This window comes from Microvirga sp. CF3062, assembly GCF_036314045.1.
In the GTDB taxonomy this organism is placed as follows: domain Bacteria; phylum Pseudomonadota; class Alphaproteobacteria; order Rhizobiales; family Beijerinckiaceae; genus Microvirga.
Genome location: NZ_JAYGGN010000005.1, coordinates 185,484 through 208,341, shown reverse-complemented (window position 1 = coordinate 208,341; position 22,858 = coordinate 185,484). Strand labels below are relative to the sequence as shown.

The following is a 22,858-nucleotide window of genomic DNA, read 5'->3' as shown; positions in this document are numbered from 1 at the left end:
GAACCTTCTTAAAGAGCCCCTGGAGGAAGATAGTACTTTGCGTTCTCAAGCAGCTGCTGAGCAAAAATGATGATCAAGATCAGGATGATAGGTGAAATGTCTACGCCCCCGAGATTAGGCAGGAGTTTCCGAATTGGACGCAAAGCCGGTTCGGTTACGGCATCCAGAAACGTCCAAATCGAGCGCACTAGATTATTGCGTATATTGACGACATTGAAGGCCACCAACCAACTCAGGATCGCAGAGGCGATGAGGAGATAGGTATAAAATTGCAAGGCCAACTGGATTACGGAGATCAAAGCGCGCATGAGAAACCTATCAGGGATCGGCGTTGCTCATGTAACAACTGAAGCGGGGCTGAACAACCCATAACAGCTTCACAAGACAGCCACTTCCCGCTCCAGGAGGTCTGAAAGCCCTCCCTCCGGCCGATTGACAGACCAAAGCCGGCGGGCCTAAAACTTGCGCCTCTTGGCTCGATTCAATCGACCGGGGCTGTAGCTCAGATGGGAGAGCGCTGCAATCGCACTGCAGAGGTCAGGGGTTCGATTCCCCTCAGCTCCACCACCTAGTCATTTTTTCCTATATACATGTGGTGAATACCAGATTTAGGTGTAATTCTCAAAGGGTTATCTAGCCTAGTCAGTCTATAGAGACGTCAAACCTCACGAGAAACCTGCCGCCCTGCGCCCGAAAAACGCCTGCGTCTCAGGCGGTCTTCATTTGCTTTCCGGGCAACTCACTAATTGAATGCAGAGACTGGTTTGCATCGTTGAATGCTCCGCACTCGAAATGCGGCATACGGGCAACTGTATCGGGAGTTCGAATCTCCCCCTCTCCGCCACTCTTCACTGCTAAGCAATTGAAATTGAAGTGTTTTTAGTGCAAATACGGGTGCGCACCCCTCACCTTGCCCCACATTTTGTTACGGACTGTATTGGCTGTTACTGGTCGTCCTCGGACATGCAGAACCTGCGAGTGGCGAGTTGGAATGGCCGCCGATACGTAGCTAAACCGGGGCCGCATGACCACAAGCTCCTTGGTTGCCGCTGCGCTACATGCATACGCCCTGTGAGCTGCTGAGCCTCAAGGACATCGAAGACTCCGCTCGCTTAATGGCGGCCTGTTGCTGCCACGCAAAGCCGGACGCGGATTTCATCACACATTAGTGCTCCACAGAACTGGAGAACCTACTTGAGCTGCTGAGAACAATCTCTACTGCGATGCACTTCACAGCGTGGCCCTCCAATGCGGGCTGGCATGTCGGCGGGACTGCACTAGGCAATGGAATGGTGCTCAGGAGAGGATTGTCACCTTAGTAAGAAAAAACACGTAGTTTCAGATACTTAGGTCGCGTTCACTGATGACCTGTGTAGCACTTCCGTGTAGCCCCGTCGAGCCATAAACGCATTAGGCTCCTAGCGTCGGTTGTGAGGACGGCGACAGGGTGGCAAGCAACCGTCGTCGCTCGATGAGTGCTGAAGTACCACCCGCCTATCCATTCCGGTGCGGTGGGTTGCTGTCGGCAGTTTCTTAAATTCTAGAGCACTGATCCATCAGCGGCTCTCACAAACGCAACAGCGTCTACTCAGGCACAGATTAGTCATTAGAAACATTATTCCATGCGGCAGCCATATGTAATCCTGTCAGACGACCTTTGTGGTGCGCAAAAGCAACCCCAACCCATGTATGATGCGGCGCGACAATTATCTCCTTGCTAGAATGTTCACAGCTTCGCTAGCTTGGCACCAAAATACCGTCTTTCTGACACGTTTGCTGGGAAGCAGGTTTTTTGCTCCTTGGGGGTGGAGCAGCTGTGAATATAACGTCATGGGGGCTGATTAACATTTTCCGACGTTTGCGCGGAGAACACACTGTACTGATTTGGCTGCAGGTCTCTGCGATAGATCTTGGCATTTCCGCGCCCGGTCAAATTCTCAATCGGTCCGTAGAACAGACTTGGACTCCTGACTCCAGACCTCTCTTCAGCTCCGTCTTCTAGATTTGCGATGCATGGGATGACGGCTCAGCTGAGGCGCAGACTCAGCCCTCTTTTCAAGATGTCCATTGCGGCCGGCATCGAGACTGCTGTCCGCCTCCACATCCGGAAGGGAACTGATGTAAACGCTCAAGACGAGAAGGGGCGGTCCCCCCTTCTCTTGGCCGCGGCTCGGGGGCATACAGCCATCTGCCGGCTGCTGCTCGACGCAGGTGCCGATCCCTTTCTTTCCGACGTAACCGGGCAGGACCCGCTGAAGGCGGCACAGGCTAACCGGCATCGCGATACCGAGCTGCTGCTTCTCGACTACCTTTCAGGTCAGAAGGACCTGCCAGAGGAAGCCGCAGTCATCCTAGAGGAACCCCGTTACGAGCCGCCTGCCTTGGTCATTCGACCAGAAGCATCAGACGATGCGGCTTCCGTGGCGGAGGAACCCAAATCTGAACCAGTTGAACCGGTCATTAGATCAGAGCCACCGGTTGATGAGGATGAGTTAGATCTCTCGGGGTGGGAAGCGGAGGAGGACGCACCCGCGCCTGATCACGACCCGCTGGTACTGAAGGCCGCTCGGGACACTCAGACACTCATTACAGTCCATGCGCCTGTCGATACGGATGAAGATTGGTCTGACATAGAGATCAGTCTCCCGGAGGTGAGAAAGGAACGGCGGCTTCAGGACCCTGCCTACACAGCGACCCGCTCGGCGATCAGATTTCTTATCAGCGTGGGACTGGATCAAGGCAGCATTCCAGTCGAGGGATTCTGGGCTGCGGTCACTGATCCTGAAACCGGCCTCATGGATGAGGACCTTGCAGCACGGCTGCAGATTGTTCTGGACGACCTCAGAGTTGCCGTTGATGAGTGGGTCGAGGATCAACACGATCAGATCACGCCATCAAGCGATGGGGGCGGTCATGAAGAACCTGATGAGATCCTTGATCAGGCCTTCACGTTCTTTGAGGATCTCGATCCAGCACGATGCGATCCACTCAATCAGTACCTGCGCGAGGTCGGCACCGGTTGCGCCCTGCCTGCCGAGAAGGAAACCGCGCTGTTCCTGACATTGGAGCGGAGCCTGAATGAGGCGAACCGTGCGATCGCCTCCTGCCCTTTCCTGCTCGATGAACTTGTCTCATTGGCGGCAAAGGTTGAAACAGGGCAGCTGCCACTGCAATGGGCCGTGAACCTCGCCGGTGACGATGATCCCGATGATGAAGGGGAGGAGCTGACTGCCGAAGACATTGACAGCCCTGATGTTCCCTCAGAGTCTAGTGATGCCGCCAAGACCAATACGGGAAGCACGGGCCGGGACACATTTATCCGTCGCACGCAGGCAGTACGCACGCTGAGGCAACGTCTGACCGCTAGCAGACCCGATGCTTTCAACCGCCTGCAGCAGGAACTACAGGCTGAAATCACCGGTCTTGGTCTGACTTGGAGGAGCATTGAGCATCTCGCGGATGCCGCAAACCGGAGCGGACGCGATGGCGCAGCACGTGATTTTCTTAGTGCCGTTGCAAGAGCCCGGAGTGCTCGTGAAAGGATTCTTCGAGCGCACCTGAAGCTTGTAGTCTGGCAGGCCAGACGGCACAATCGGCGCAACCTTCCCCTCACTGATGTAATTCAGGAGGGGAACCTCGGCCTCATGCGTGCGCTGGAACTGTTCGATTACAGACGCGGCAACAAATTCTCATCCTATGCGATGTGGTGGGTCAAGCAGGCGATCCACCGGTTCATTGCAGACAACGCGCACACCATCCGTCTGCCAGTTCACATGTTCGAGGCAGTGAACAAGCTGCTCCGTACCAGAGATGCGCTCATTAAGGAGACAGGTTGTGAACCCCGTCCGGATGAGCTGGCAGAAATTCTGGCCCTGCCTCTCGCGAAGGTGAAAAGAATGATCATGCTCAACGCGGACATGGTCAATCTGGATGATCTGTCGGATGCGGAGGAACTGCAGAAGATCGACAGACAGACAGAATACAGGCACGGTCCGCCTCCCTTGGAGATTGCCATAAACCGTAGCCTCCGGTTCGTTCTCACGCAGATGCTGCTGTATCTCGAGCCGCGTGCTGAACGTGTACTTCGCATGCGCATGGGGCTGAACCTGCCTGACGACCACACGCTCGAGGAGGTCGGTCAGCAGTTCTCGGTGACACGCGAACGCATCCGCCAGATCGAGGCGAAGGCGCTCAAGAAACTTGCACATCCGGTGAGAGCCAAACTGCTCAGGGACTTTCTCGAGCCATGACACCCATCTCCAAAGCGCGGCATGCGCCACCCAGGGCAGGCGCAATGATCGAGGCGCTGCGGGGCCTCGGCTACTCGGCCGGAACTGCGCTTGCCGATCTGATCGACAACAGCATCGCCGCGGGAGCTGACCAGGTTGATCTGCAGTTTGACTGGTCCAGTCGGGCAAGCCGCGTAACAATCCGTGACAATGGCCATGGAATGAATGAGGCTGAGCTGGATCGCGCAATGCGGCTGGGAGAGAGAAGCCCACTCGACGACCGAGCCGCGCACGATCTCGGCCGTTTCGGCCTCGGCCTGAAGACTGCCTCATTCTCCCAGTGCCGCCGTCTGACAGTCGCGAGCCGGCGTACCGGCAGCTTGATAGAGTGCCTCCGCTGGGATCTCGATGTGCTTGCCGCCAGCCCGGATGACGGCTGGTATCTTCTTGAGGGACCAGCGCCCGGCTCCGAAAGATTCGTGGACCATCTGACCGAAAGCGCCCACGGCACTATGGTGCTCTGGGAGCAGCTCGACCGACTTGTGACGCCCGGATCAACCGAGCAGGACTTCCTCAACCTCATCGACCGGGTGGAGCGCCACCTAGCCATGGTATTCCACCGCTATCTCGGCGGGCCGCGGCCGCGACTACGGCTCCGCATCAACGGCCGGGACGTCGCTCCCTGGGATCCGTTCCTCAGCGGCCACTCCGCCACTTGGTCCTCGCCGGTCGAGACGCTCCCGACCTCTGTCGGGGCCATCGAGGTTCAATGCCACGTCCTGCCCCACAAGGACCGCCTGTCTCAGCAGGAGCATGACTCAGCTGCCGGACCGGACGGCTGGACAGCCCAGCAGGGCTTCTATGTGTACAGGAACGAGCGTCTTCTGGTGGCGGGCAGCTGGCTGGGACTGGGACAGGGCCGATCCTGGACCAAGGAGGAGGCTCACCGGCTGGCGCGGATCAGGCTGGACATTCCAAATTCAGCGGATGCCGACTGGAAGATCGATATCCGTAAATCAACAGCCCGGCCGCCCGTCGCCATACGGGAACGGTTGACCCGGCTCGCGGAGGACACTAGGGAACGGGCACGGCGGGTCTTCGCCCACAGAGGCCGAGCCATACGCGCGCGGGACGGCCAACCTCTCGTACAGGCCTGGCGGGTTGAGCACTTCAAGGGCGGCATGCGCTATCGCATCGACGAGCTCCATCCGGCCGTGAAGGCCGTACTGGACGACGCGGGCGATCTGGCTCCAACCATTCGGGCGATGCTGCGCGTTGTCGAGGAGACGCTCCCAGTCCAGCGGATCTGGCTCGACACGGCGGAAGCGAAGGAAACGCCCCGCACAGGCTTCTCCGGCGATCCTCCCGGCGAGGTCAGTTCTGTTCTCGAAGTGATGTTCAGAAATCTCGTCCGCAGAAAGGGACTGTCGCCAGCCTATGCGCGGCAGCAGCTACTGCAGACCGAACCGTTTCATAACTATCCGGATCTTGTCGCTGCACTTCCGGATCAGCTCAGTAAAGTGGAGTAGCCCAGGAATGGCCTTTGGCGCAGGTGACACACAGCAGAGGGTCGTGAAGTTTGTTCAGGAGCTGCTTCTTGACGAGGAGGACAAGTCGGCCATCGGCCCCGGCCTTATTTCGGAGAAGATCGATCTGGTCCTCCGGATGCAGCCAAAATGGGGTGCCGACCTCGACCGGGAGGCTGTCACCGACGAGCTGATCCGGCGATTCAGCCTGTGGATCGGCCTTGATTCAACGCTGAAGAGCGACGCCGGTCACGTTCCTTGGCTGAACGCAGCACGGAAGCGGGACTGGCGATACTGGCAACGCTATCGTGAGTGGCTTGAGAGAAAGCTCTCCTACCGCGCAGTTGAGGCTCTTGACGTCTCGACCGACGCTGTTCTCGATCTGCTCGAAGACCCGAATCGAGACGGGAGCTGGGATCGGCGTGGGCTGGTTGTGGGTCATGTGCAGTCCGGCAAGACAGGAAATTACACAGGGCTGATCTGCAAAGCGGCTGATGCCGGCTACAAGATCATCATAGTCTTGGCCGGCTTGCACAACAATCTCAGGTCTCAGACCCAGATCCGCCTCGATGAAGGCTTCCTTGGCTACGAAACTCACCCCAATTCCGAGGACCTCAAGATCATCGGTGTCGGTGAGATTGACGGGGATCCGCTGATCAGGCCGAACTATGCCACAAATCGCTCGAACTCGGGCGATTTCAGCATCAGGAACGCACGCAATCTTGGCATCACTCCCGAGCAGCGGCCATGGCTGTTTGTGATCAAGAAGAACAAAACCGTTCTCGACCGTCTGTACCGCTGGATCAGGAATCATGTAGCCAACAGCCATGATGCTGCAACCGGAAGAAAGATTGTCACAAATCTTCCACTGTTGCTGATCGATGATGAGGCGGATCATGCGTCAGTTGACACCGGAGAACAGCTCTTCGGCGAGGACGGCAAGCCTGATGACGAACATGAGCCCACCGCCATCAATCGGCTGATACGACGGATCATGCATTCTTTCGCACGCTCCGCCTATGTCGGATATACGGCAACCCCCTTCGCCAACATTTTCATCCATGAGCGTGGCGAGACACGTGACGAGGGGCCGGACCTCTTCCCTGCCAGCTTCATCATCAATCTCGCGGCCCCTTCCAACTATATTGGTCCGGCAAAGGTCTTTGGACTCAACACACCCAATGGTCGTGAAGGTGGGCTTCCACTAGTAAGGACCGTCGATGACTACACCACGGCAGATGGAACCGGCGGCTGGATGCCCCACGGGCACAGAAACGGACATCATCCGCTGTACGATGGCCGGGATGCGCTGCCTCCGTCGCTGGAAGAGGCAGTCTCCGCCTTTCTGCTGACCTGCGCGATCCGTCATCTGCGCGGACAGGGAAGCGATCATGCGTCCATGCTAGTGCATGTCACGCGCTTCAATGTGGTGCAGGCGAAGGTCCACCAGCAGGTTCAGGAGTATATACGGCTGCTGCGCCAGCGGCTGACCCGCCGCATTGATGACGAGCAGGTTCTGGCACGCCTGAAGGTGCTCTGGGAAAAGGACTTCAGGGTTGCTACTGCGCGGATCTCTGAGGAGCATCCTGAGCTGGCGGCGCTTGGTGAGGAGACATGGGGACAGATCGTAGAGGTCCTTCCTGATGTGATCTCCGATATCGAAGTCCGTATGATTAACGGAACCGCCAAGGACGCTCTCGACTACGCAGACCGAGGAGCGAACGGACTCAAGGTTATTGCCATTGGCGGTGACAAACTTGCCCGTGGACTGACGCTTGAGGGACTGTGCGTCAGTTATTTCCTGCGGGCCTCCCGCATGTACGACACACTCATGCAAATGGGCCGCTGGTTCGGCTATCGGCCTAGCTACTTGGATCTTTGCCGTCTTTATACGACCGCTGAGCTGCGCGACTGGTTTGGTCACATCGCCGATGCCGCAGAGGAGCTGCGGGAGGAGTTCGATCTGATGGCGGCGAACGGCGCAACTCCAAGAGAGTATGGACTCAAGGTACAGTCGCACCCGGTCCTGCTGGTTACATCCCGTCTCAAGATGCGCGCCGCCAAGGACCTGATGCTTTCCTTCAGCGGGAGCCTCGTTGAGACTGTGGCTCTCCACCGCAACTCCAAGGTTTTGGAACAGAACCGCGATGCTCTTCGGCAGCTGGTGACTAGGTTAGGGGATCCCAACGAGGTCAATCCGGAACGCATCCGCAGTGGTGTGAAACAGACATGGCAAGGTTTTCTGTGGGAGAACGTTGCAGCAGCGGACGTGACCGACTTCCTTCTCAGATACCGGACCCACTCCGACGCGTATAAGGTCAACAGCCCCCTGCTTGCCGAGTTCATTCAGTCGATGTCCGCGCAGGGCGAACTAACTCACTGGACGGTTGCGCTGATCGGGGGCGGACAGGGCCAGCCTTCTGAAATAACTGCGGATATTTCGATTCAAATGCTCAAGCGACAGCAGAAGTCCAAGGACGGAGATCGTTACTCCATTGGGCGGCTGCTGTCGCCACGCGATGAGGCTATTGATCTCGACGAGGCCGAGTGGGCCGCTGCACTTGCTGCGACCCGGGAGGCTTCGCGACTGGACCCGGCCCGCCTGCAGAGCGGAGATGAGCCGGATGTGCCGAATGGTCCTGCAATCCGGAGGGTCCGCGGCTTTGGAGGCCCGGGCCTGAAAGGTCATCCGGAGCGAGGTCTTCTGCTGCTTTATGTGCTTGATCCGCAGAGCGCAGACGTCGGCTTCCCGCCGGACACTCCGCCGGTAGTCGCTTTCGGAATCAGCTTCCCGGGCAGCGGCAGCGGCCACAAGGTCAGATACAAGGTCAATAACGTCCTCTGGGAGAGCGAATATGGCTCCGCAGAGTAGAGGGGAAGACCTTGGCGCGGCATGGCGGGCGCTCGCGGGTGGTGGAACCGGCGACGGGTGGCGGACCATTCCACTCGCCTCGCTTGGCCGGGCCAAACTGCTCGCAGCGCGACGCTTTCCCGCCAACGAGGAGGCAATCCTCGTCGGCTTTGACACAGTCCGAATTCCGCCCATGGAGCAGCTCCCGCAGGGAAGAGGCTTTGCTGTCGAGCCGGTCAAGTTCAGCTCATCCGGCATGACTGGGAACTGGATCTCGCTTTCACGCCGCGGAGCAGCCAGTCTCGACCTGTTCACGATGATGGTGGAGGACATCGCAGGCCTGCTCGCGGCTAATGCCGGACAGAATGATGAGAGGCTGCTTCAAATCCTGCTCGCCAGAATCCGGGCTTGGCAGGACTTCATGCAGCGGGGCGGCGCGGAGTTGCTCAGCTCTGAGGCTGAAACCGGCCTCTGTGGAGAACTGGTTGCCCTCCTCGAGCTGCTGAAGGCGGGCCTGTCTCCGAATGCTGTTGTCGAAGCTTGGCAAGGTCCGCTTGATGGCGTCCAGGACTTCTATCTGGGCGCAGGGGCCATCGAGGTAAAATCGACCGTGGCGCAGACGGGCTTCCCCGCAGGGATCAGCTCTCTTGAGCAGCTGGATGATGCCTTCCGCCAGCCTCTGTTTCTGGCTGGCGTCCGCCTGTCGCTTCAAGGGTCTGGTGCGACACTGCCTGATTACGTGTCCCGCGTCAGATCGGAACTGTGCGGAGAAATTGCAGCAGCGGATTCGTTCACGATCCGGCTGATGCGAGCCGGCTACGCCGACTCATTTGCCGACCGTTACACACGGCGCTTTGCAGTTGCCGATGTCCTGCTCTTCCCAGTGAGTGGCGCGTTTCCGAGGCTCACCCGCAGCAGTACAGCTGCCGAAATCCGGCGAGCCCACTATGACCTTGATCTTGATCTGTTGCGTATCGAGCGTGTGACGTTCGGACAGGCTCTGACCCAGCTGGGAGTAATCTGAAGATGGAACTAAATGAATTTCTCGCCCAGACCCAGGCAGAGGTGAGAGCTGAGATCGGGCAGCGGCTCGGCACTCTCGGCGATGCCTATCCGTATCCGGAATCGGTATTCACCGAGCTGGTGATGCAGCACATGGCGGACATAGGCATGACCTTTGATCCGATTCCCTGCCATTATTCCGCGAAGGTCGGGAACGCAAACCTGCGGCTGAGCGGGTATGCTGTCTCCGAGGAAGCGGATCAGCTCGACCTCTTCGTCAGCCTCTATCAGGGAACTGACGAGATCGCTCCCGTCAGCGATACCGATACGAAGACTGCGGCGGAGCAGTGTGTAAAGTTTCTCGGAAAGTGCGCTGAAGGCCGCTTGGCATCGACAATGGACGAGACGAACGACGCCTACACGCTGGTTCTGACCATCCAGGAATGCTACGCGAACCTGGATCAGATCAGGATCTATGTTCTTACCGACCGGCAGGCGAAGGCAAAGAACTTCAAGTCCCGAGAGGTCAATGGCAAGACAGTTCGGCTCGAGGTCATGGACATCGAGCGGCTTCACCGGCACTGGTCGGAGGGCAAGCCGCGGGATGAGCTGGTCGTCAGTTTCGAGGAAGTCTGTGGTGGGGCGCTGCCCTGTGTCTATGTGCCGGGCGAAATGTCCGACTATGACTACGCTCTCACCGTGTTTCCTGGTGAGGCACTGAGGTTCATCTACGAAAAGTACGGCGCGCGACTACTCGAAGCCAACGTCCGGTCCTTCCTGAGCGCAGCGGGAAAGGTGAACAAGGGCATTCGTGACACTCTCCGGGAGGCGCCCGAGCGTTTCATGGCTTATAACAACGGAATTGTCGTGGTCGCTGATGAGGCGCGGCTGGGCACGACGGCCGATGGCGGCCCTGGAATTCTCTGGCTCAAGGGCATGCAGATCGTGAACGGTGGCCAGACGACAGCCTCCATGTACTTCACAAAGAAGAAGAACCCGGACGTGGACCTGCGTCGCGTGCGGGTGCCAGTGAAGGTGATTGTTCTGCGTTCGCAGGATTCGGCAGCGGAGGAGGCTCTTATTGCTGACATATCGCGATATGCGAACAGCCAGAATTCCGTGAAGCTGTCGGATCTTTCCGCAAACAAGCCGTTCCACGTCGAACTCGAAAAGCTGGCGCTGGCCACCTACTGTCCGGACGGAGTGAGTCGATGGTTCTATGAACGGGCTGCGGGCAGCTACAATGTCATGCTGGCACGGGAGGGAACAACCCCGGCGCGTCTCCGGAAGATCAAGGAGACGATCCCGACAGCCAGAAAGATCTCCAAGACAGATCTGGCCAAATACCTGAACGCTTGGGCACAGAGACCAGATCTGGTGAGTTTCGGTTCTCAGAAGAACTTCGAGCGGTTCATGGACACGCTGGCAGGTGAAGATGGTCAGCCGGCAGTTCCTCTTCCGGATGTCACTGCCTTCAAGCAGATGATCGGCAAGGCCATCCTGTTCAAGGCCGTTCATCGCCTTGTGCGCCCGATGTTTCCTGCGTTTCAGGCCAACATTGCCGCCTACACGGTTGCTCTTCTCTCTCACCTGATCGGCGAGAGGGTCGATTTCGACCGGATCTGGCTTGAGCAGAGTGTTTCGTCCCAGCTGCTTGATCAGGCCAAGATCTGGGCGCACGAGGTTAATGAAGTGCTTCACCGTACCGCGAACGGAAGAATGATATCGGAATGGGCAAAGAAGCAGGATTGCTGGGCTGCCGTGAGGGATGCAACCTACTCCCCGCAGATCGATGGCATTCCTGAGGTGAAGCAGGAGCGGACCAACCGGAAGTCCTCCTCTGCCGCAGCATAACCAGCACCGGGACGACCCTGTGGACATCGCGGGCCGGACGGCCGCGCCCGTGATGAACGGGTGCTGTCGGACCTGGTGTGCAAAGCCGTTACCGTCTATAGACAACTTATCATGAATCCTGTTCCGATCACAGTCCCTATCATTGACCTATTTGCCGGTCCGGGAGGCCTAAGCGAGGGTTTCAGCCGGCATTCCGCATTTTACGATGACCCGCTGCACTACGATGTCCGCCTGTCCATCGAGAAGGACGAGGCTGCGGTTAGAACGCTTCGGCTGCGGGCCTTCTTCCGTCACTTCCACGGAAGATCGGTTCCGGAGGAGTACTACCACTATATCCGCAGCACCGACCCAGATGACCGGCGCCGCTTGCTGGAGAGACTGCAGGCGCTTCCCGAATGGCGTCAGGCGCAGGCCGAGGTCTGGCAGACGGCGCTGGGCGATGAGGGCGACGAAAGGTTCTTCAAGCTGCATCGCCGGATCAGGCATCGCATCGCTGATGCCCCCTATTGGGTCCTGCTGGGCGGGCCGCCGTGTCAGGCCTATTCTGTTGTCGGGAGGTCGCGCCGTTTGGGAAACGGCCGTGATCGTCGTATGGAACTGCCCGACCAGGAGCTGGAACGCCGTCGCCGGGAGCGGAGCGAACAGTTCTTCCGAGATGAGAAGCATACTCTTTACAGGGAGTACCTGGAGATTGTGGCTCTCCACCAGCCCGCAGTGTTCGTGATGGAGAACGTCAAGGGCATTCTGACATCCAAGGTCCCTGTCCGTGAACCGGATGGCGGAGAGGGCTCCGTATTTATATTCGACAGCATCCTCAGGGACATGAGCAATCCCTGGGAAGCTCTTCGTGACGAGCACCTTCCAGCAGGCTGGGAAGCAGTCGCTGACCGCCGAAGGGAGGGATACCAGCTGTACTCGTTCACGACACGGCCTGATGGTCCGACAGGTGCCTGCTCCCGGGACGACTACCTTATTCATGCCGAACGGCACGGGGTTCCTCAGGAACGTCACCGCGTCATTCTTCTGGGCATCCGTAACGACCTTGACGTGCTGCCGGATCCGCTTCCTGTGCGGAGGGAACGTGTCACCGTCAGTCAGGTCATTGGCGATCTGCCGGCACTGAGGAGCGGTCGAAGTGGACGCGGAAAGAGCCGCCAGCGTCAGGAACGCTTCGATACTGCCGACCAATGGATTCAGGCTGTACGGGATTCTCTGCCGAAAGAGACCATCGCACAGATCGAGCCAACCGCAGTGCGGAAGCTCGTCAGGACCGTACGGAACAGTCTCAGTCCGGAACTGGATCGGGGCGGATCCTTCCTTGCGTACAAAGGCTTACCCAGTCGGTCGAAAAGCGAGCTGCTGCGATGGCTCCGTGATGACCGGCTCAAAGGGGTCATTCAGCACGAGACCCGGCATCACATGGATTCGGATTTCGGGCGTTATCTTTTTGCGGCGGCCTACAGCGAGGTCATGGGAGTATCTCCGAAGATCCGCCACTTTCCGCCGTCACTTCTGCCTCATCATGAGAACGTACGGACAGCCAGCGGCGAACCGACGGGGTCCAGGGACTTCCATGATCGCTTTCGCGTCCAAGTGGCCACAAGACCGGCCACAACGATCATGTCGCACATCCGCAAAGATGGGCATTATTATATTCACTACGATCCGGCGCAGTGCCGCAGCCTGACGGTCCGTGAGGCGGCACGCCTCCAGACATTTCCGGACAATTACTTCTTCGAGGGCACACGTACCCAGCAGTACGAGCAGGTCGGGAATGCTGTCCCGCCTTATCTGGCCGTTCAGCTGGCGAACGTGGTAGCCGGCGTGCTCAGGCAAGTAGTGCGAGACCAGCGCCGCGGAGTGCGCCGTCGGGCTTCCGACGGAGGAAGGCGTCGCGCGGCATAGCCCCTTGGATGCCGAAGCTGTCAGTTGCTGCCGGACAGCTGACCTTTAGGCTCTGCTGCTTGGCGCGGAGGGCCGAGGAAAGCAGTCAGTCGGCTCTCGACCTCTGCCGGCCGCTCCCGGATATCGCATTCCCAGACCACCAGCACCGCCCAGCCTGCCTCCTTCAGCCGGGCGGCCGTTTCGCTATCGCGCTGGACGTTCCTAGCGAACTTTGCGCCCCAGAACTCCGGGCGCGATTTCGGATGGTATGAGTACCGGCAGCCTTCATGCCGATGCCAGAAGCAGCCATGTACGAAAACGACCTTCCGCCGCGCCGGGAACACGATATCAGGTCTCCCCGGAAGGCCGCGCACATGCAGGCGATACCGGTATCCCAGACTGTGCAGCATCTTGCGGACATGCAGCTCCGGCTTGGTGTTTTTCCCGTCGATCTTCGCCATGTTCCGGCTGCGTGCCTCGGCTGAAATCTTGTCCATTGCGCTACTTGCCTGACGCCTCAGAATGCAAGGTCTATTCCCCCCAAAGCCCGAATTGTAGTTTGGTTCAAAATCGGACAGCCGGTGTCGGAAACCTCGGTGCAAAGCATGCACATCAAGGTATATCCTGAGGTGATGTCACTTCGGGCCGCACATTTCTTGTCACATCTAGGTTGACGAGCCTAATTGTTACAATGCTACGGTCGGGCCTAAACCCTGAGGTGACCTATGGCCCGCATCGGTTACGCCCGCATCAGCACAATTGACCAAGATCTCGACACCCAGCTTGCGAAGCTCAAGGCCGAAGGCTGCGAGATCATCCGTTCGGAGAAAGTGTCAGGGGCGAGCCGCGATGGCCGCACCAAACTTGCCACCATCCTCGACTTCCTACGTCCCGGCGACGAGCTTGTGGTCACTCGGCTTGATCGCCTTGGTAGGGACACAAGGGACGTCCTGAACCTGATTTACGAATGCGAGCAGAGAGGTGCCTTCGTCACGGTGCTCGTTGCGCAAATTCACCGTTCATGGGCTCAATGACCCGGTCAGGCTCGGGCCGTTTGGACATTCGTGAAATGACGTAGAACGTAGCAAAGCCACGCATAAGCCGGTGCAGGCAAAAAACTGCAACCGCGGAGTAACCGCCAGGCTGCGACCTCCCGTTGATATGTCGCAAGCAACGAGAAATCCGTGTGCTTGATGAAAGCTAAAGATCCCCCACCCCAGGACGGGCTCATTGAGCCGTTATTTCTTGGATCCAGTGCTTGAGCTCACCGATACCTTTGTAGAAGGCGCAGCGGCATTGGTCTTCGGCTTTGCTGCCTTCGGTTTTTTGGATTCGCGGTTTCCGCGTTGTTCGCCCTTTGCCATCTATTCTTCTCCTGGTCTCGTCCCAGAGTGTAACACCTGCTGATCCAGAGGGGAACGTTGAAGCCCTTTAGGAAACCCTGAACCCGCCTGAAACAAAAGGTGGTGTGGCGATCTCTCAGCCATGAGGCTGGTCAAGATATGTGAGCCGGATCCATGCGCAGAGGATGCCGCTTTCGGAGCCTTTAGATCATTAAAGTCCTCTGAGCGGCCTTGTACCCTTCTGGCGCTGAGGTCGAAGCTCGCGCCAGCCCTGGACATGGGCATGAACCGCCTCGCCTATTTCCGCATTTCGCCACGCCCCATTGGCGTATTCACACCGGAATGGAAGGATGTATGTCCCCACATGATCTTCAGCCAGGGCTTCAACCTGAAGACCAGAGGCGGGCGTCCGGTCAATGACAAACTCTTCTAGGCGAGCTTTTCGTGTGGCCATACTCTGTTTTGTCTCAGATGTTGATGCCATGGAGCAGCGAGGCCGCGACTGGCGATTAGAGCTGCATCGGCTCATGAAGGCAAAGGGCAGCCCCTTCGTCCCGCAAAGCAGTATGAAACGCGATTCTTTAGCTTCGCTGAACCTTAAAGGAAAAGGCCGCCCATTGGGCGGCCCTCATTGTTATCGGCATTAAGGAAGGGCTTAGAAGCCGCCCATGCCACCCATGCCACCCATGCCGCCACCGCCCGGCATCGCCGGAGCAGCGTCGTTCTTCGGAGCCTCAGCGATCATGGCCTCAGTGGTGACCAGGAGGCCAGCGACCGATGCTGCATTCTGCAGAGCCGTGCGGACGACCTTGGCCGGATCGACGATACCAGCCTGGAGCATGTCGACGAACTCTTCGGTCTGAGCGTTGAAGCCGAAGGTGTCCGACGCGGTGTTGTCGGTGATCTTGCCGACCACGATCGAGCCCTCGACACCAGCATTCTCGGCGATCTGGCGGATCGGAGCCTCGAGCGCACGCAGCACGATCTTGATGCCGGCCTTCACGTCCGGGTTGTCGCTGGTGAGCTTCGCAACAGCACCCTTGGCGCGCAGCAGGGCCGTGCCGCCGCCGGGAACAATGCCCTCTTCCACCGCAGCGCGGGTGGCATGCATGGCATCGTCAACGCGATCCTTCTTCTCCTTGACCTCGACCTCGGTCGAGCCGCCGACGCGGATCACCGCGACGCCGCCGGCCAACTTGGCCAGACGCTCCTGGAGCTTCTCACGGTCATAGTCCGAGGTGGTCTCCTCGATCTGCGCCTTGATCTGAGAAACGCGAGCTTCAATGGCATCCGTGGCACCAGCGCCATCAATGATCGTGGTGCTTTCCTTATCGATGCGGATGCGCTTGGCACGCCCAAGCATGTCGAGGGTGACGTTCTCGAGCTTGATGCCGAGGTCTTCGGAGATCGTCTGACCGGCGGTCAGGATCGCAATGTCCTCGAGCATGGCCTTGCGGCGGTCGCCGAAGCCGGGAGCCTTGACGGCAGCAATCTTCAGGCCGCCACGCAGCTTGTTGACCACGAGAGTGGCGAGAGCCTCGCCCTCGATGTCTTCCGCCACAATCAGCAGCGGCTTGCCGGTCTGCACCACAGCCTCGAGGATCGGGAGGAGCGACTGCAAGGAGGAGAGCTTCTTCTCGTGGATGAGGATGTAGGGATCCTCGAGCTCGGCCACCATCTTCTCAGCGTTGGTGATGAAGTACGGCGAGAGATAGCCGCGGTCGAACTGCATGCCTTCCACGACATCGAGTTCGGTCTCGGCGGTCTTGGCCTCTTCAACCGTGATCACGCCCTCGTTGCCGACCTTCTGCATCGCCTGAGCAATCATCTCACCGATAGAGGCATCGCCATTGGCCGAGATCGTGCCGACCTGGGCGATCTCTTCCGACGAGGCCACCTTCTTGGCGCGAGCCTGGATGTCCTTCACGGCCTCTGCCACGGCCAAGTCGATGCCGCGCTTGAGATCCATCGGGTTCATGCCGGCAGCAACCGCCTTGGCGCCCTCGCGGACGATGGACTGAGCCAGAACGGTCGCCGTGGTGGTGCCGTCACCAGCCACATCGCTCGCCTTCGAGGCCACTTCACGCACCATCTGGGCGCCCATGTTCTCGAACTTGTCGGCGAGCTCGATCTCCTTGGCGACGGTGACGCCGTCCTTGGTGATGCGCGGTGCGCCGTAGGACTTTTCCAGCACCACGTTGCGGCCCTTCGGGCCAAGAGTGACCTTTACGGCGTTGGCCAGAATATCCACACCACGCAGCATCCGATCGCGTGCGTCAGTAGAGAATTTTACGTCTTTGGCAGCCATGAGCTGAACTCCTGTTATTTGTTATCTGTTCGGGCTGGGCTGTTTAAGCCGCCTTCTGAGCCGCGGCGGACTGTTCGATCACACCCATGATGTCGGATTCCTTCATGATCAGGAGATCCTGACCATCGATGCGCACCTCGGTGCCGGACCACTTGCCGAACAGGACGCGGTCGCCGGCCTTCACGTCGAGGGCAACCACCTTGCCGCTCTCGTCACGGGCGCCGGGGCCGACGGCGACGATCTCGCCCTCTTGCGGCTTCTCTTTGGCGGTGTCCGGGATGATGATGCCGCCGGCCGTCTTCTCTTCGGCTTCGATGCGGCGGACGACAACGCGGTCGTGCAGCGGACGGAACTTCATGGGTGTGCCTCCTCGATACAGAATTGGGGGCACTCGTCTGCGCCGAGCAGCACGTTTAGCACTCGACGCATGGGAGTGCTAACTCGAGTTGATAGCCTGATGCTCCGGTTGAGGCAAGCTCATCCTTCAGAAGAAGCTGAACCGTATTCATATCACCGGCGTTGAACCCGTGAGGCCAACTGGCCGCTCAGAGATGGGGTTCAGCAGTGTTGAGTTTCGATGCCGTTGAAGAGGTCTGCGAGCGCAAGCGGACAACTCTTGTGATCCACCCTGTTATCCGGCGAGCCATCAAGGGATACGAGGAAAGCTTCTATGTTGGGCTCCGCTGCTTTCTTGCGGGAGAAACCGACGGCCTCTTTTTCCTCCCTCTTCCCAGCACTGGGTATGTGCGCCTGGTTTTCTCAAAGCGCGTCTCGCCCGGAGGGTACAATCTTCTCAGGATCGACTCACTCACGAGTGAGGGCCTAATTCGAATTAAAGCTGCTTTTTCCGAATAGACACGGGTCGCACCTTCTGAGCTTGAGTGGCGGCTTCGCATGACCGAAGTGGATTTGCAGCTGAAGCGAAGACGAGCCTAAGTCCGCTTACGTTACAATATGGCAATCGAGTTGCACTTTGCCAATATCCGCATCAGCGCGAAACAGATAGAGCAATCCCTTCGGGGCGTCCGCCCGATTTCGGTCGATTCCCAAGCTGGTAACCAAGAGGTAACCGCGGCTCTCTCGAAGGCCTGAAAATACTGGTGATCCCGGGAAGACTCGAACTTCCGACCTTCGGTTTAGGAAGTAGGTGCGCCTTGGAAAGCACGATCCGTGAGGCACAGTGGCAGACTGGATTTGGCAGCTATGCCTATTTTTTCTTCTTATCGGGTCGTTGGGAAAGCGCGGAGCCTGCGGCTGTTTTAGAGTCTTTGCCTGTCCGATCATCACGCAAGACCTTAGAGGCTGCTTTACCTGCTTTGCTTCCGGTTTTTTCGTTCTTGGCCATTCGATAGTCCTCGATCTAAGAGTTCTCATAAGATGATATAGGAATAGATGGCAAATAATGAGATTTTGCAACCTCTTTTGCTTTGTTCAGCCTGAAGCTAGAGGAGATGCGCACAAATAAGCTGCTTTACTGAACTGGGTTTCGGCGGTCTACAATCAGCACCGGACGGCTCGACATAGTTACACATTGGTGCTACACAGGACATAATTGACAACGAACTAAGCAACTGAAATTGCTTTCCTTTTATTGCCAGGGCGGCAATCCTCTCCTGAGCACCAGAGGAGTTAAGTCCACTCAGTTTTGGTGGGCATGAGCTCCATCATAGGCAACCAGCAAGTTGAGGCTTTTACTGCCTCACTAGCGCTCCAAAATCACCTTCATCTGATCAATCCAGCTGATTGGCAGATCCGTCATCCCGGACATACCTGCGCCTCGGGCTAGAGTGCCATCGATCACGGCTCTCACAATTTCCGGAGACAGGAAGGCGAGGTTGAGAGTCATCCGAGCTGATCGCTCACTGCAGCCCTCCCGATCCGCGATCGTCTGCATGGTCACATCAGGATCAGCAATGATTTCGGCGAGCCACTGTCGGGCTTTAGTCAGGGCAATGAGCAACCTGCTTCTCGCCTCAGAGCGCATCGCGCGGGAACTTTGCGATCCAGCCTGAATGATCTCCCGCTTACGCGTTCCGGGTTTCGGACTCCAATCGATCTCAGCGACAATTGGCTTTTGCCCATTACCCTCTTCTGACTTGAACGATAGGGCCACCTTCCCCTTGCTGACGACAACTTTCTCCAGAAGCGCTTCAATCAAGGTGCGAGTATCCATCAGTTCGAGTTTTCCGTCGGGGTTGGTGAGCGGCGGCACGCCGGAGGGGAGCGGGCAATTGCGGAGGTGGTCGAGAACGACCTGTTCCAATTCAGCGGCTGGAACTCTAGGTCTGGACCCGACCTCAGCCTTACGACCCTGCAGGAGAGCCTGCGAGGTATAATAACGATAGCGGATGCTGCCCTTCTGGGCATAGCTCGGGCTCATGGCATTGCCCCGGTCATCGAACAGCCGCCCCAGCAGGAGTGCATCCGAAGCCCTGCGACGATTCTTGAATGCTTGAGCCTGCTCAGCGAGACGCAGTTGAACGGCCTCCCATAAGGCCGGATCGATCAAAGCCTCATGCTGTCCGGGATACCGCTGCCCTTTATGAACGATCTCACCGATGTATAGAGGGTTCGACAGAATCTTGTAGAGATGTCCCTGGCCGAACAGACCACCGCCACTCTGCTTACCCGCTCCGTCGGTTCGGATGGGAAGGCGGCAGCCTTGCGTGTCCAGCTGTTTCTTCAGCTCGTGGACGCTCCCGCACGCCGTATATGATCTATAAAGCGTCCGGACGAGCTCGGCATGCTCCTCATGGATGACCAGCGTCCGCTCGTACACCCGATACCCCAGAGGGACGACGCCGCCCATCCAGAGTCCCTTCTTCTTGGATGCGGCGATCTTGTCCCGGATGCGTTCCCCCGTGACCTCTCGTTCGAATTGCGCGAAGGACAGCAACACGTTGAGGGTCAGGCGACCCATGCTGCTTGTGGTGTTGAAGGCCTGGGTGACTGAGACGAATGAGACATCATGCTGATCGAAGAGCTCGACGAGTTTAGCGAAGTCAGCCAGGGACCGGGTCAGACGGTCGACTTTGTAGACAATCACGATGTCGATGAGGCCGGATCGGATATCAGACAGGATCTGTTGCAGCGCCGGGCGCTCGATGGATCCGCCCGAGAAGCCGCCGTCATTGTACTGAGCCGGCAGGCATTGCCAGCCCTCATGAGCCTGGCTCTTGATGTACGCCTCTGCGGCTTCCCGCTGCGCGTCGAGCGAGTTGAACTCCTGCTCCAGTCCGTGATCGGTCGAGACACGGGTATAGATTGCACAGCGAAAGGAAGGTTTAGGCGATGCTCTCATGCCGCCTGCTCCGCTTGCATGTTCGGCTTCCTGTCTCGTAGACCGAAGAAGCGAGGCCCGTTCCAGCGGGTCCCGGTAATCGCCCGAGCTACCTCCGACAGGCTCCTGTAGCTCGTCCCGTTCCAGGCAAAGCCGTCACCCGTCACGGTCGCTTGGTGGAGCACGCCGTCGTATTCCCGAATCAGGACGGTGCCGGGTTTGAGGCTGAGGGTCTCGGCAACCGGCGGGACGGGCTTGTCGCTTCCGGCGGCATGCTGCCTGGCGATACGATCCAGAAAGCGCAGGCTCTCACGATCGAGATCGCCGTAGGCAACCGCCTGCAGGCGATAGCTGAGAATGCGAACGAGCAATGCGCGCGAAAGATGCTCCGGCGCCTTGGTTCGAAAGAGGCGCCGCCAGCGGACCCGAAGTTCATGAATATCCACGCTCACCAGAACAGCAAGCTCGCTCTCCACTTCCTGCTGCTTTGCCGCTTGGCGGTCGGTAGGAGCTGCCGATTGGCCGGCAGCTCCTCCGTCGAGACGAATTATGCCCTGCTTCATCACGGTTAGGCCGCCTCAAGAGGAGCCACGTCCCGGTTGGCGCATCCTTCGGGATCAGTCGGCTCAGCGTCTTGGATCGAATAAACCGTTTGCCCCTGCGCTCCCTTCTGTTTCCTGATCGTATATCCCCTCTGACGCAACCCGGTCAGAGCAGCGCGGGTTGTGTGAGGCAGCCACCCGGTCGCCTGGATCAGATCGTCGAGATCAGCTCCTTCCTCACGTTGCAGCAAGGAGATCACCAGGGCACGTTTTGTGCCGGGTCGCTCAGGCCTGGGCTGATGCGGTTCATCGGATTGATGCGGGTCCTGCCCTTCTTCAGGCTGAGTGGCGTTCTCTGATTCAGCCCCTTCGCCGTCCTGGCTTACACCAATAACTGCCAAACCGATTGCAGTGATCTTCAGCCCGATCCGGCTCTCCCATTCATCCGAGCGCCAAGCCGGCTGATCGGGATCGACCGCAACTTCTTCAGCCAGTCCGCTCTTGAGGAGGTTCTCGGCGGTACTCTGCAGGGTGTTACCCTTGAGCCGGGCGGCGATATCGAGCAGGCCATCATCGCGCTGAGAGGCGGCTGAGAGCAGCATGAGCTGGGTGTCGGTGAGTTTAGGTGTGCGGGTCATGTGACCAATCCTTTGAGGTTTGAGGCGGCACCAGCGCCGCCACTGCCTCAAGCCCCGCACACGGGGCACACCACGTCTTCTGCCTGCTCTGACCTGCGGAGCGTCGGATCAGCTGCTGTCGCTGGCGCCTTGCTCTTGCTTCCAGTTCATGCGCTGCAGCAGCGTCACCGCTGAGAGCAGTGTCTGTGCCTCGCTGAGGTACACTTCCAGATCAAGCTCCAGGGTCATCCGCACCGCCTCTGGCTCGGCTCCTCCTTCGGCGCAGGTGAGCGCTCCCCGTGCAAGGGCGGCGGCTGTATCGAGCCGCCGGCTGGCGGCCCGTAAGCTCTCGGTGATGGTAAGTGTGCTGCCCATGTCTGTCTCCGCGTCGTTGGCGGTCCCATGGATGCGTGCCGGGCCGGGGAAGTCGAGCGCAATGAGAGCAAGAACAGTGCTTTGTTCGGGCCGCTTTTGTCCTGTTGTGATCAGGACGGTCAGATGCGGCTATTTCTTCGGCGTCTTCATGAGCGCGTCGAGCACCTCGTGCGGATCAAAGCCGATGATCTCGGCCAGCTCCAGCAGCTCGACGACATCGATCCGGCGCTGCCCGTTCTCCATGCTGGTGATCAGCGGCTGATACTTGCCCAGGGCCTCCGCCACATCGGTCTGCTTGAGACCGGCCACAAGCCGGTACTGGGCCAAGAGTTCGGCCAGGCGCTGATGACGGCGGGAGCGGTGATGCGAGGGCATGGGCGGCCGGAACAAGGGAAACAGGCCTGTTGCCTAGGGGCATGGCTGTCGTATACAAAAAATAGATATATGATATTTAGATACAACACTGGACTTCGCCGCGTAACAGAGCGACGTGTCCGAACCCCGGCAACCGGGGCTTCAATGGGGGATTTTCATGACAACGGTCTGGTGGGTCATTGTTGGCGTATGCGCCCTGAGCCTTTTCGGCGGCTTACTGGGCATAGTGCGAGGCTCTTCGGCCGGCGAGCCGTTCACGCTCGTGCTCTTCGGCGCCTTAGGGTTGGCGGCGGTCGGGTACTTCACCTGGGGATGGGAATCTGCCCCTCCACAGCCGAAAGATCCGGCGGTTGAGGCGTGCCGGCAGGACTTTCGGAAGTGCACCACACAAGACCAGCTGGTGGACACCTATCAGGGCATGAGAGAGGCCCACACCACCTGCAAGCAGGCAGCCCGCAAGCTGGCCCGCTTCGGCGATGCCGATCTGCCCTTCTACGCCTTTGAAACATACTTCCCGATTGAGAAGTCTTTCGCCACCGGTCAGATCAGTCTGGTGGAGACGGAAGCCAAGTATCAAAACGCCTATGGGGCGATGCAACGCGTCCGGGTCAAGTGCGTCTACGACCTGACCAACAAGACGGTCGTGGAGGTCAATGCCGCGCCCCAATGAGG

18 protein-coding genes, 1 tRNA gene and 1 pseudogene are annotated in these 22,858 nt (G+C 58.6%); 10 read left to right on the top strand and 10 right to left on the bottom strand.

What is annotated here, in order from left to right:
- Window positions 1-8 precede the first annotated feature (8 nt).
- Window positions 9-308, bottom strand: coding sequence for a YggT family protein (locus tag VB618_RS11190; RefSeq protein ID WP_329796723.1), 300 nt, complete (start codon window positions 306-308; stop codon window positions 9-11).
- A gap of 183 nt (window positions 309-491) precedes the next feature.
- Here VB618_RS11190 and VB618_RS11185 point away from each other — a divergent pair.
- The 7 genes from VB618_RS11185 (at window position 492) to VB618_RS11155 (ending at window position 13,367) form a co-directional block, all read left to right on the top strand.
- A tRNA-Ala gene (locus VB618_RS11185) sits at window positions 492-567 on the top strand.
- A 1,451-nt stretch (window positions 568-2,018) separates the two neighbouring features.
- Window positions 2,019-4,250 carry a sigma-70 family RNA polymerase sigma factor gene (locus VB618_RS11180; protein WP_329796722.1) on the top strand — a complete coding sequence of 744 codons (2,232 nt, stop codon included), beginning with the start codon at window positions 2,019-2,021 and terminating at the stop codon, window positions 4,248-4,250.
- Window positions 4,247-5,758 carry an MZA anti-phage system associated ATPase MzaB gene (gene mzaB / locus VB618_RS11175; RefSeq protein ID WP_329796721.1) on the top strand — a complete coding sequence of 504 codons (1,512 nt, stop codon included), beginning with the start codon at window positions 4,247-4,249 and terminating at the stop codon, window positions 5,756-5,758. The genes VB618_RS11180 and mzaB overlap by 4 nt, the downstream gene beginning before the upstream one ends.
- 43 nt (window positions 5,759-5,801) lie before the next feature.
- A complete protein-coding gene (locus VB618_RS11170; protein WP_329796720.1) occupies window positions 5,802-8,627 on the top strand; it encodes a Z1 domain-containing protein in 2,826 nt (941 codons plus the stop codon).
- On the top strand, window positions 8,611-9,630 hold the full coding sequence (locus VB618_RS11165; RefSeq protein WP_329796719.1) for a PD-(D/E)XK motif protein: 1,020 nt from the start codon (window positions 8,611-8,613) through the stop codon (window positions 9,628-9,630). The genes VB618_RS11170 and VB618_RS11165 overlap by 17 nt, the downstream gene beginning before the upstream one ends.
- Before the next feature lie 2 nt (window positions 9,631-9,632).
- Complete coding sequence (gene mzaE / locus VB618_RS11160) at window positions 9,633-11,462, top strand: MZA anti-phage system associated AIPR family protein MzaE (RefSeq protein WP_329796718.1); 1,830 nt, start codon at window positions 9,633-9,635, stop codon at window positions 11,460-11,462.
- 111 nt (window positions 11,463-11,573) lie between these two features.
- A complete protein-coding gene (locus VB618_RS11155; protein WP_329796717.1) occupies window positions 11,574-13,367 on the top strand; it encodes a DNA cytosine methyltransferase in 1,794 nt (597 codons plus the stop codon).
- Window positions 13,368-13,387: 20 nt separating this feature from the next.
- Here VB618_RS11155 and VB618_RS11150 read toward each other — a convergent pair whose 3' ends face one another.
- Entirely contained in the window at window positions 13,388-13,843 is a 456-nt protein-coding gene (locus VB618_RS11150; RefSeq protein ID WP_329796716.1) for a very short patch repair endonuclease, read from the bottom strand.
- 228 nt (window positions 13,844-14,071) lie between these two features.
- Between VB618_RS11150 and VB618_RS11145 the strand changes: the two are divergent.
- Window positions 14,072-14,347, top strand: a pseudogene (locus VB618_RS11145) (recombinase family protein); the annotation flags it as partial.
- A 625-nt stretch (window positions 14,348-14,972) separates the two neighbouring features.
- On the top strand, window positions 14,973-15,122 hold the full coding sequence (locus tag VB618_RS11140; protein ID WP_329796715.1) for a hypothetical protein: 150 nt from the start codon (window positions 14,973-14,975) through the stop codon (window positions 15,120-15,122).
- A 222-nt stretch (window positions 15,123-15,344) separates the two neighbouring features.
- Here the strand turns inward: VB618_RS11140 and groL are convergent, their stop codons facing one another.
- The 8 genes from groL to VB618_RS11100 all read right to left on the bottom strand — a co-directional run bounded on the left by groL (window position 15,345) and on the right by VB618_RS11100 (window position 22,186).
- Window positions 15,345-16,997: a chaperonin GroEL gene (groL, locus tag VB618_RS11135; RefSeq protein ID WP_329796714.1), complete on the bottom strand. Its 1,653-nt coding sequence runs from the start codon at window positions 16,995-16,997 to the stop codon at window positions 15,345-15,347.
- 43 nt (window positions 16,998-17,040) lie between these two features.
- A complete protein-coding gene (groES, locus tag VB618_RS11130; RefSeq protein WP_099509915.1) occupies window positions 17,041-17,355 on the bottom strand; it encodes a co-chaperone GroES in 315 nt (104 codons plus the stop codon).
- 849 nt (window positions 17,356-18,204) lie between these two features.
- Window positions 18,205-18,342 (bottom strand): hypothetical protein, encoded by a 138-nt coding sequence (locus VB618_RS11125; protein WP_329796713.1) that lies wholly within the window; start codon window positions 18,340-18,342, stop codon window positions 18,205-18,207.
- A 357-nt stretch (window positions 18,343-18,699) separates the two neighbouring features.
- The gene (locus VB618_RS11120; protein WP_329796712.1) at window positions 18,700-20,298 is read right to left on the bottom strand and encodes a recombinase family protein; all 1,599 of its coding nucleotides are present in this window, start codon (window positions 20,296-20,298) and stop codon (window positions 18,700-18,702) included.
- Complete coding sequence (locus VB618_RS11115) at window positions 20,295-20,840, bottom strand: DUF2924 domain-containing protein (protein ID WP_329796711.1); 546 nt, start codon at window positions 20,838-20,840, stop codon at window positions 20,295-20,297. The genes VB618_RS11120 and VB618_RS11115 overlap by 4 nt, the downstream gene beginning before the upstream one ends.
- 5 nt (window positions 20,841-20,845) lie before the next feature.
- Window positions 20,846-21,457 (bottom strand): DUF3489 domain-containing protein, encoded by a 612-nt coding sequence (locus tag VB618_RS11110; protein ID WP_329796710.1) that lies wholly within the window; start codon window positions 21,455-21,457, stop codon window positions 20,846-20,848.
- Between the two features lie 108 nt (window positions 21,458-21,565).
- Window positions 21,566-21,811, bottom strand: coding sequence for a hypothetical protein (locus VB618_RS11105; RefSeq protein ID WP_329796709.1), 246 nt, complete (start codon window positions 21,809-21,811; stop codon window positions 21,566-21,568).
- A gap of 129 nt (window positions 21,812-21,940) precedes the next feature.
- Window positions 21,941-22,186: a helix-turn-helix domain-containing protein gene (locus tag VB618_RS11100; protein WP_329796708.1), complete on the bottom strand. Its 246-nt coding sequence runs from the start codon at window positions 22,184-22,186 to the stop codon at window positions 21,941-21,943.
- A gap of 157 nt (window positions 22,187-22,343) precedes the next feature.
- On the opposite strand from VB618_RS11100, the gene VB618_RS11095 reads away from it, so the two are divergent.
- Window positions 22,344-22,856 carry a hypothetical protein gene (locus VB618_RS11095; protein ID WP_329796707.1) on the top strand — a complete coding sequence of 171 codons (513 nt, stop codon included), beginning with the start codon at window positions 22,344-22,346 and terminating at the stop codon, window positions 22,854-22,856.
- Window positions 22,857-22,858 lie beyond the last annotated feature (2 nt).